The sequence below is a fragment of the Sphingomonas bacterium genome (assembly GCF_903643035.1).
GTDB lineage: Bacteria > Pseudomonadota > Alphaproteobacteria > Sphingomonadales > Sphingomonadaceae > Sphingomonas.
This window is the reverse complement of the sequence record NZ_CAHJWW010000168.1, coordinates 1-6,123: the sequence shown is the minus strand read 5'-3', so window position 1 is coordinate 6,123 and position 6,123 is coordinate 1. Positions and strand designations below refer to the sequence as shown.

Sequence of the window (6,123 nt, the reverse complement as noted above, 5' to 3'; positions counted from 1 at the left end):
CGGCGCCGAAGAACAGCTCGAACGCCGCCGCCGCCTGGCCGACCAGCATGTCGAGCCCGTCCACCACCGCCAGCCCCCGCGCGCGCGCGGCCGCCAGCAGCGACGTCTCCACCGGCGCGTACACGAGGTCGTACACCACCGCTCCTTCCGGCAACGTCGACAGGTCGAGATCGAGCGGCGGCTGGCCGGTCATCCCCAGGCTGGAGGCGTTCACCAGAAGCGCCGCCGGCGGCAGCGGGGCGTCGAGCGTCACCGCGTCGCCCGCCAGCCCGAAGACGGCGAGCAGCCCCGCCGCCTTGATCGGATTGCGCGCGACGATCGTCACCGGCCCCACGCCCGTCCGCGACAGCGCGAACAGCACCGCGCGCGCCGCGCCGCCCGTGCCGACCACCGCCACCGGCGCGCCGGCGAGGTCCAGATCGGCGATCGGCGCATGGAAGCCCGCGGCGTCGGTATTGGTCGCGATCCAGTCGCCGGCCGCGTCACGGCACACGCAGTTCGCCGCCCCGATCGAGTCCCGCACTCCGCCCGGATCGCCGACATGATCGAGCACCGCCAGCTTGTGCGGCAGCGTGACGTTGCACCCGCGCCACGCGGGATCGTCGCGGCGGTCGGCGATATAGGCGCCGAGCCGGTCGGGAGCGACGTGCGCGGCGCGATAGTCGGCGTCCAGATCAAGCGCATCGAGCCAGAACCGATGGATCAACGGCGACTTGGAATGGGCGATCGGATCGCCGACGACCTCCGCATAGCCTGTCCCACGTTCGGCCGCCGGGCGCATCCCAATCATGCCGCCATGATCCCCCGCACGCGCAGGTAATCCAGGACCGGCAGCAGCGGCAGGCCAAGCACCGTGAACTGGCTACCCTCTATGCTCGCGAACAGCTGCGTCCCCGGTCCCTCGATCCGGTAGCAGCCGACGCAGCTCGCGATCGCGGGCCATTCCGCGTCCAGATAGCCCGCGATGAACCCCTTCGACAGCGGCCGGACGTGCATTCGCGCGCGATCCACCACCCGCCACACGGGTCGCCCGTCCTGCGCGATCACCGCGGCGCTGACGAGGTCGTGGACCCGGCCCGACATCATCCGCAGGTGATCGGCCGCCTGCTCGCGGCTCACGGGCTTGTCGAGGATCGCGCCGTCGTCGAGCACGACCAGACTGTCGCTGCCCAGCACCAGCGCGTCGGGTATCCGGGCGGAGACCTTCACCGCCTTCAGCTCCGCGAGCGCGTCGGCCGTCTCGCGCGGCGACCGGCCGTCCGCGCGCAGCGCCGCCTTCGCCGCCTCCTCGTCCACCCCCGGCGCCACCGCCTCGAACGGCACGCCCGCCGCCGTCAGCATCGCCCGGCGCGACGCGCTGCCCGATGCCAGCACCATGGGGCTCATCCAGCGACGACCCCGTCGCGCCGGTCGTTGCACAGCGCGATGATCGCCGCCGCCGTTTCCTCGATCGAACGGCGGGTGACGTCGATCACCGGCCAGCCGCTGTCGGCGAACATCCGCCGGGCATAGGCGATCTCGCGCGCCACCGCATCCTGGTCGACATAGGGAGTTTCGGTCGCCTGATGGAGCGACAGCAGCCGGTTGCGGCGGATCGCGATCAGCCGGTCGGCACTGGTGGTCAGCCCCACGACCAGGGGGTGCTTGAGCCCGAAAAGCGTGGAGGGCGGCGGGCTCTCGATCACGATCGGGATGTTGGCGGTCTTGTACCCGCGGTTGGCGAGATAGATGGACGTCGGCGTCTTGGACGAGCGCGAGACGCCGGCGAGCACGATGTCCGCCTCTTCCCATTCCTCCGCCGCGATGCCGTCGTCGTGCGCGATGGTGTACTGGATCGCGTCGACCCGCGCGAAATATTCGGCGTTCAGGACGTGCTGGCGCCCCGGCCGCGCCTTTGCCTGCTGCCCCAGCAGACCGGACAGCGCGTCGTTGACGGGGTCGAGCGGCGCCACCAGCGAGAGGCCCAGCGCGCGACATCGCGCCTCCAGCACGCGTCGGATCGCCGGATTGACCAGTGTGTAGATCACGAGCCCGGGATTCTGCGCGATCTCCTGGAGGATGCGATCGAGATGCACCTCCGTGCGGACCATCGGCCAGAAATGACGCACCGTCTCCACATCGTCGAACTGTGCGAGGCTGGCCTTGGCGATATTCTCCAGCGTCTCGCCCGTCGAGTCCGACAGGAGGTGCAGGTGGAGGCGGACAGCCACGGGTCAGGAGCGATCTGTGGACAACATGGGGACCGGGGGTAGCGTAACTGGCCCCGGCGGCCAAGCCGGACGGGGGCGGTGGACGAAGCCCGATCCCTCCACAATTGCCCCCACACGAGGCGATTCCGCCCACAGCGTGTGGAAAGCGCGCACGACCGGATCGAATCGCCGGCTCGCCCACGCTGGCGCCGGTCAAGCTGTTGGCAACTCGGGGGCGGATGCGTAATCCGCGGCGCCAACGCGCCTACATCATCAACATCCCCAAGAATCCTATTCTTCTATAAGGAAGAGGAACCCGTCCTGACCGATCGCGCCGTCCCCAAAGCCCTGCTCGCCACGTTGATGGGCAGGCGACAGGCCGTGCCTCCGGTCTGGCTGATGCGCCAGGCCGGGCGCTATCTGCCCGAGTATCGGGCGTTGCGGGCGCGGAAGGGCGGGTTCCTGGCGCTCGCCACCGACCCCGAAGCCGCCGCGGAAGTGACGTTGCAGCCGATCCGCCGGTTCGGCTTCGACGGCGCCATCCTGTTCTCCGACATACTGATGGTGCCCTGGGCGCTGGGGCAGGACCTGTCGTTCGGGGTCGGCGAGGGGCCGCGGCTTGCGCCTCCGCTGGCCGATCATGCGCTGGCGGCGTTGCGCCCGCGCCCGGAGCGTCTGGAGCCGGTATACCGCACGGTGAGGCATGTCGCCGCCGCGCTGGACCCCGCGACGACGTTCCTGGGCTTCGCCGGCTCTCCCTGGACGGTGGCGACGTACATGGTGGCGGGGCAGGGATCGAAGGATCACGGCGAGACGCGGCGCTATGCCTATCGCGATCCAGCGGGCTTCTCCGACATCGTCGATGCGATCTCCGACATGACGGTCGACTATCTCTCCCGGCAGATCGAGGCCGGGGTCGAGGCGGTGCAGCTGTTCGACAGCTGGGCCGGCAGCCTCAGCCCCGAACAGTTCGAACGATGGGTCATCGCGCCCAATGCGCGCATCGTCGCCGCGCTCAAGGCGCGGCATCCGGCGACGCCGGTGATCGGTTTCCCCAAGGGAGCCGGCGCCAAGCTGCCCGCCTATGCCCGCGAGACCGGCGTGGATGCGGTCGGGCTCGACGAGACGGTGGACCCGGTCTGGGCGAACGGAACCCTGCCGGTGGGCATGCCGGTGCAGGGCAATCTCGATCCGCTCGCGCTGGAGGCGGGCGGCGCGGCGCTGGACCGCGGCATCGACCGCGTGCTCGCCGCCTTTCCCGAACGCCCCTTGGTGTTCAACCTGGGCCACGGTATCGGACAGCATACGCCGGTCGAGCATGTCGAGCGGTTGCTGGCCCGCATAAGGGGTTAGACCATGACGTTGGGCGAGGCGCTGTCGATGAGCTATCTGTGGATCAAGGCCGCGCATCTGATCTTCGTGATCTTCTGGGTCGCGGGGCTGTTCATGCTGCCGCGCTATCTGGTCTATCACCAGGAGGCGCTGGCGCGTGGCGACGCGGGCGCGGCGGCGCTGTGGGTCGGGCGCGAGGACAAGCTGCGCTCGATCATCCTGACGCCCGGCATCGTCGCGGTGTGGCTGCTCGGCATCGCGCTGGCGACGATCGGACAGCATTGGATGGAAGGCTGGCTCCACGCCAAGCTGCTGTTCGTGGTCGCGCTGTCGGGCTATCACGGCTGGGCGATCGGCTATGCGCGCAAGCTGGCCGCCGGACGTCCCACGCTGTCTGGCAAGACGCTGCGCCTCGTCAACGAGGTGCCGGCGATCGCGACGGTCGTCATCGTCGTGCTGGTGATCGTCAAGCCGTTCTGAGCCGTGCCGATCCCCGGGGTGCTTGACTTGGGCGCTGCGCGAAACTAGTCGCACCTGTCGCGGGGTCCGTCCTGGTACCGCCGCATGCGATCCAGCACCGTTACGCCGCGTGTCTCACGCCGACCGTTGCTCGGACACCGTACGTCTCCCATCGCCGGAACACCTGCATGCATCTCAAAGACCTCAAGAAGAACAAGCCGGCCGAGCTGGTGAGCATGGCGGAGGAGCTCGGCGTCGAGGGCGCATCGACGCTGCGCAAGCAGGACCTGATGTTCGCGATCCTGAAGGTCCAGGCCGAGCAGGGCGAGCAGATCATGGGGCTGGGCACGATCGAGGTGCTGCCCGACGGCTTCGGCTTCCTGCGCAGCCCGGAATCGAACTACCTCGCGGGTCCCGACGACATCTACATCTCGCCCAACCAGGTCCGCAAATGGGGCCTGCGCACCGGCGACACGGTCGAGGGCGAGATCCGCGGTCCCAAGGACGGCGAACGGTATTTCGCGATCACGCGGCTGACCGCGGTCAACTTCGACGATCCCGACGCGGTCCGCCACCGCGTCAACTTCGACAATCTGACGCCGCTCTATCCGGAATCCAAGCTGACGCTCGATCAGGTCGATCCGACGGTGAAGGACAAGTCGGCGCGTGTCATCGACATCGTCTCACCCCAGGGCAAGGGCCAGCGCACGCTGATCGTCGCTCCCCCGCGCGTCGGCAAGACGGTGATGCTCCAGAACATCGCCAAGGCGATCACCGACAACCACCCCGAGGTGTTCCTGATCGTGCTGCTGATCGACGAGCGGCCCGAGGAGGTGACCGACATGCAGCGGTCGGTGAAGGGCGAGGTCGTGTCCTCGACGTTCGACGAGGCCGCGACCCGCCATGTCGCGGTCGCCGAGATGGTGATCGAGAAGGCCAAGCGGCTGGTCGAGCACAAGAAGGACGTGGTGATCCTGCTCGACAGCATCACCCGCCTCGGCCGCGCCTACAACACCGTCGTGCCCTCGTCGGGCAAGGTCCTGACGGGCGGCGTCGACGCGAACGCGCTTCAGCGGCCCAAGCGGTTCTTCGGCGCGGCGCGCAACATCGAGGAGGGCGGTTCGCTGTCGATCATCGCGACCGCGCTGATTGACACCGGCAGCCGCATGGACGAGGTGATCTTCGAGGAGTTCAAGGGCACGGGCAACTCCGAGATCATCCTCGATCGCAAGGTTGCCGACAAGCGCATCTTCCCCGCGCTCGACGTCGGCAAGAGCGGCACCCGCAAGGAGGAACTGCTGGTCGACAAGACCAAGCTCAGCAAGATGTGGGTCCTGCGCCGCATCCTGATGCAGATGGGTACGATCGACGCGATGGAGTTCCTGCTCGACAAGATGAAGAACTCGAAGACGAACGAGGATTTCTTCGACAGCATGAACCAGTAGCGCAGGCGGGGGGCGGGCCGCCGGCCTGTCCAGGTGGGAGCCCGTCCTGGCGGGATCGATGGCGGCGAGGCTGGTCCGGTTCGGGTGCCGGTCGGGAGGCACGTCGCGGACGCACGAGTTGGGAGAGCGAGCCATGAAGGTCCACCTGGAGATTGACTGCACGCCCGAGGAGGCTCGCCGCGCCATGGGATTGCCCGATCTGTCGCCGGTTCACGAACGCTATGTCGCGATGCTCGGCGAGGCGATGTCGGGGCAGATAAAGCCGGAGGCGGTCGAGACGATGATGCGCGGCTGGGCGCCGATGGGCGAGGCGGGGATGACGATGTGGCGCCGCCTGTTCGAGGCGTCCGTCAAGCAGGACTGATCGGGTGACGCGCGACGGGGACACGATCGTCGCGCTGTCGAGCGGGCGTCCGCCGGCGGCGATCGGCGTCATCCGGATCAGCGGTCCGGAGGCCCGCGCGGCGGCGGCGGCGGTGGCGGGATCGCTCCCGCCGTCCCGGCAGGCCGCCCTGCGCACCCTTCGCGATGCGACCGGCGCGTTGCTGGACCGGGCGCTGGTCCTGGGGTTCGCCGGCCCCGCCACCGCGACCGGCGAGGACCTCGTCGAGTTCCATTGCCACGGCGGGCGGGCGGTTGCACAATCCGCCCCTGTATGTCCAAGCAATGGTGGTGGTCGGCGCGGTCTGGGACGCCGT

The 6,123-nt window shown here is 68.9% G+C and carries 7 protein-coding genes and 1 pseudogene; 5 read left to right on the top strand and 3 right to left on the bottom strand.

The window, feature by feature from the left end; all coding sequences use genetic code 11:
- The 3 genes from HUV01_RS10890 to HUV01_RS10880 all read right to left on the bottom strand — a co-directional run.
- On the bottom strand, nt 1–781 hold a 781-nt coding region (locus tag HUV01_RS10890), incomplete at its 3' end, for a shikimate dehydrogenase family protein (protein WP_174298279.1).
- Nucleotides 782–786: 5 nt separating this feature from the next.
- The gene (locus tag HUV01_RS10885; protein WP_174298278.1) at nt 787–1,386 is read right to left on the bottom strand and encodes a Maf family protein; all 600 of its coding nucleotides are present in this window, start codon (nt 1,384–1,386) and stop codon (nt 787–789) included.
- Nucleotides 1,383–2,210: a pyruvate, water dikinase regulatory protein gene (locus HUV01_RS10880; protein WP_174298277.1), complete on the bottom strand. Its 828-nt coding sequence runs from the start codon at nt 2,208–2,210 to the stop codon at nt 1,383–1,385. The genes HUV01_RS10885 and HUV01_RS10880 overlap by 4 nt, the downstream gene beginning before the upstream one ends.
- Nucleotides 2,211–2,510: 300 nt before the next feature.
- On the opposite strand from HUV01_RS10880, the gene hemE reads away from it, so the two are divergent.
- The 5 genes and pseudogenes from hemE to HUV01_RS10855 form a co-directional block, all read left to right on the top strand.
- Nucleotides 2,511–3,542 (top strand): uroporphyrinogen decarboxylase, encoded by a 1,032-nt coding sequence (gene hemE, locus HUV01_RS10875; RefSeq protein ID WP_302480046.1) that lies wholly within the window; start codon nt 2,511–2,513, stop codon nt 3,540–3,542.
- Nucleotides 3,543–3,545: 3 nt separating this feature from the next.
- Complete coding sequence (locus tag HUV01_RS10870) at nt 3,546–4,001, top strand: CopD family protein (RefSeq protein WP_174298275.1); 456 nt, start codon at nt 3,546–3,548, stop codon at nt 3,999–4,001.
- A gap of 167 nt (nt 4,002–4,168) precedes the next feature.
- Entirely contained in the window at nt 4,169–5,425 is a 1,257-nt protein-coding gene (gene rho / locus HUV01_RS10865) for a transcription termination factor Rho (protein WP_174298274.1), read from the top strand.
- A gap of 133 nt (nt 5,426–5,558) precedes the next feature.
- Nucleotides 5,559–5,789, top strand: coding sequence for a DUF6489 family protein (locus HUV01_RS10860; protein WP_174298273.1), 231 nt, complete (start codon nt 5,559–5,561; stop codon nt 5,787–5,789).
- 4 nt (nt 5,790–5,793) lie between these two features.
- Nucleotides 5,794–6,123: pseudogene (locus HUV01_RS10855) on the top strand (hypothetical protein); the annotation flags it as partial.